3 protein-coding genes and 1 pseudogene are annotated in these 2,825 nt (G+C 66.6%); 2 read left to right on the forward strand and 2 right to left on the reverse strand.

Features of this window, described 5'->3' with window-relative positions:
* The first annotated feature begins 527 nt into the window (after nt 1–527).
* Complete coding sequence (locus BCD48_RS21155; RefSeq protein WP_071050143.1) at nt 528–731, forward strand: LacI family DNA-binding transcriptional regulator; 204 nt, start codon at nt 528–530, stop codon at nt 729–731.
* On the opposite strand, the gene BCD48_RS51465 is transcribed toward BCD48_RS21155, so the two are convergent.
* The gene (locus BCD48_RS51465) at nt 704–850 is read right to left on the reverse strand and encodes a hypothetical protein (protein ID WP_157910542.1); all 147 of its coding nucleotides are present in this window, start codon (nt 848–850) and stop codon (nt 704–706) included. The genes BCD48_RS21155 and BCD48_RS51465 overlap by 28 nt on opposite strands.
* 346 nt (nt 851–1,196) lie before the next feature.
* On the opposite strand from BCD48_RS51465, the pseudogene BCD48_RS21160 reads away from it, so the two are divergent.
* Nucleotides 1,197–1,766: pseudogene (locus BCD48_RS21160) on the forward strand (IS66 family transposase); the annotation flags it as partial.
* Nucleotides 1,767–2,375: 609 nt separating this feature from the next.
* Here BCD48_RS21160 and BCD48_RS21165 read toward each other — a convergent pair.
* On the reverse strand, nt 2,376–2,825 hold a 450-nt coding region (locus BCD48_RS21165), incomplete at its 5' end, for an ABC transporter substrate-binding protein (RefSeq protein ID WP_157910543.1).

A 2,825-nucleotide genomic window follows, 5' to 3' on the forward strand; every position in this document is an offset into this window, starting at 1 on the left:
CCCGTATCCACTCCGAACGCCAGCACCGCTGGGGCCACACCAGAAACGCCGCCTGATCAACAAGAACCGACCCGCATTCGCGGACAACGCACTAGTAGGCGGCGTAGTCCTCCCGGTAGGCCGCGTGCAGTTCCTTGAGGCGGGTGACGACGTCGGACAGCGGAGCCTCAGCTGGCAGGTCGACGACCATTCCCGAGCGGCCACGACGGTGTCTCGATCTGCTGCGCCTTCAGCGCGGACTTCACCGCCGTCAGATCGGCCATCTCGTTCCCGTTCTTGTCATGACGCGTGTACACGAAGGCCCGGAGGCGTCAGGTGCATGCCTGGCGCACGTCCTGCCCGATTGAGACAATTGAAACGATTCATAACCGGTCCCCGAACGATAGGTGACCTGGGGGGCCACGTCAAGCCGGGATGCCTCCCTGGCTCGACCAGTTGTGGCCCGGCCCGCACGCCCGTGGGTTCCCATGCTTGACACGTTTCAGTTTTGATCCGTGTCCGAGCTCCCATCCAACCGTGAGGGGAGGGTGACGACGCCGAGCATCCGCGAGGTCGCGCTCGTGGCCGGGATCTCGGTCGGCACGGTGTCCAACCTGCTGAACCGACCGTCGCGGGTCGCCCCTGCGGCGGAACTGCTGCTCGAGGAGGCCGAGTCGCCGGACGAACACCACCCACCACCGACGGAGCGGTGCGTCGAGCCTTGTCAGCGCCAGTCGAAGTACTCGCGGTAGAAGCGGCCGGCGGGGACGCCGCCGGCCCGCAGGCCTTCGGTCATCGCTTCGACGAGCGGCTCGGGACCGCAGAGGAACACCGACAGGTCCCGTGGCCGGGCCGTGACGACGCGGAGCACGGTCGCCGGGGTGAGCCGGCCGTCGACGGCGCTGCGGACGACGTGTGCTCGGACGTTCTCCCGTCGCGAGGCCGGGCGGCCGCTTGGAGCGTCGACCGGTGAAGGGTTCTGTCTCCAAGAGGTGCAGTTGCCAGGATCCGCTCACGAAGAAGGAGCTCGGAAAGCACTACCCCAAGTTGGGCCGGTCCGACAATGGTGCCTGGTGGTTTCGCCGCGAGATTCCACCAGGCCCGAGCGGGAGGCGCAGGCACCCGCGGCGCGGTCCGTTCGCCACCGAGGGGGAGGCTGAGCAGGCGCTGGTGGTCTCGCTCGCCGAGCTGAACCCAGGTGACCCACGCCGGATCTGCGGGACCTCGACGAGGCAGGGAAGCCGCTGTCCGGGACCCGCACGTCGTCACCGTGCGCACCCCGGGCCCGGGGCTGGTCTGGTACGCCGGGATCCACTCCCGCTCGTCGGCGGCGATCGACGGCCTGCATGTCCTGTCCGACTACCACGGCACCCTGGTCCGGGACGACTACGCCGGCTGGTACCAGTTCGCCGCACAGCTCGCCGGCATCCAGCAATGTTCTGCGCACGTCATTCGCCACCTGCGGGGCGTGGCGAACCTGGATCCGAAGGTCCAGGCCTGGGCCGGCCGGCTCATCGAACTGCTCCGCGAGGCCCACCACGCCGTGGTCGCCGCGACCGCCGCCGGGAAGGACCGCCTCGACGCGGAGTCGCTCGCCGACCTGCGGACCCGCTACGACACCGACGTCCAGTGGGGCCGGCTGACCAACCGGTGTCGGCCTGGAAGGACGACGCGAACCACCCCGCCTATGTCCTGGCGAAGCGGCTCGCCGCGAAGGCCGACCAGGTCTGGCTCTTCTGCGCGGATTTCAGGATTCCTGGACGAACAACCCGGCTGAGCAGGCGCTACTCGATAAAGACTCTTTTGACGAGAAGGATACGCCGTTGTGGGAAATAGGTACATCGGGCCGCGCCCGGGGGATCACCTGTGAGGGAGAGCCGGCTTGTCGGTCGCAGAACAAGACCGGGGAAGAGTGAATTGGGCGGCCAAGGCCAAGCGGCCACCACACAACCATGTCGACATCGACAGGCAAGAAACCGAGAGACAACAGGAAGGGGTTAGTGAGTGGGATGTAGGGGGCGAGTCCGAGAATTCTCACAAGAAACACAACGCCGGGTCATCTGGTGTCTGGATCGTCGACTTGCTGGTAGTGGTGGCGGGGATTTAAAGATCTCGTTGACGGCCTTAGTCCACATGGGCGATTTTGGGCCGTTGCGCCAGGTTTTGATCGAGCTGCCGGTGTCGACCGCGGGTTCGACGACGGAGCGGTGGGCAATGCGGGTTGTTCAGTTCGGTGAATCGGCGTTCGGCGAGGCTCATCCAAGGGTCGAGGCGCCGGTGGAAGCGGGTGGGAAGTAAGCCAGTTCTTCGCTGGTTGCGCTGCCGCGTCGCCGTCCGGAAGTCGCGGGTCGCGGCGACCTGTCCACCATGGATCAACGCCATGGTCCACCGTGGCGCTATTGGAGTGCTTCGCCGCACCAGTAGCCGTCGTGGTTGAGTGTCGGGGGTGGTGGGGCGGGTACGAAACTATGTCCAGCCGGGTCGACGGTGATGAAGTTCTCGCAGAGGATCGGCTGTGTGGGCAGGGACAGGTTGATCGGGGCGATCAGGCCGCCGGCGGTGAAGTCGGTCACCCTGCGGAGAGTCTCGACGAAGGCCTGGCGGGTGGGGCAGGGCCCGGCGAGTTGGAGTCCCTGGATCATCTCGTCCGCGGCCACGTATCCGGCGAGGGCGAGYTCGTCGGTGGGGTCCGGCAGCTCCGGCGCGTAGGTGGTCATGGTGTTCTGGTAGGCGTCCATCACCGGAGAGCCCTGTGCGGCGACACTTGACATGATCGACATTCCGGCCATGTCACTGCCTCGCTGGGCGAGCAGACCAGGGCTGAAACCGGTGGCGCTCAACGCCAC

It is taken from the genome of Pseudofrankia coriaricola (genome assembly GCF_001854805.1).
In the GTDB taxonomy this organism is placed as follows: Bacteria; Actinomycetota; Actinomycetes; order Frankiales; family Frankiaceae; genus Pseudofrankia.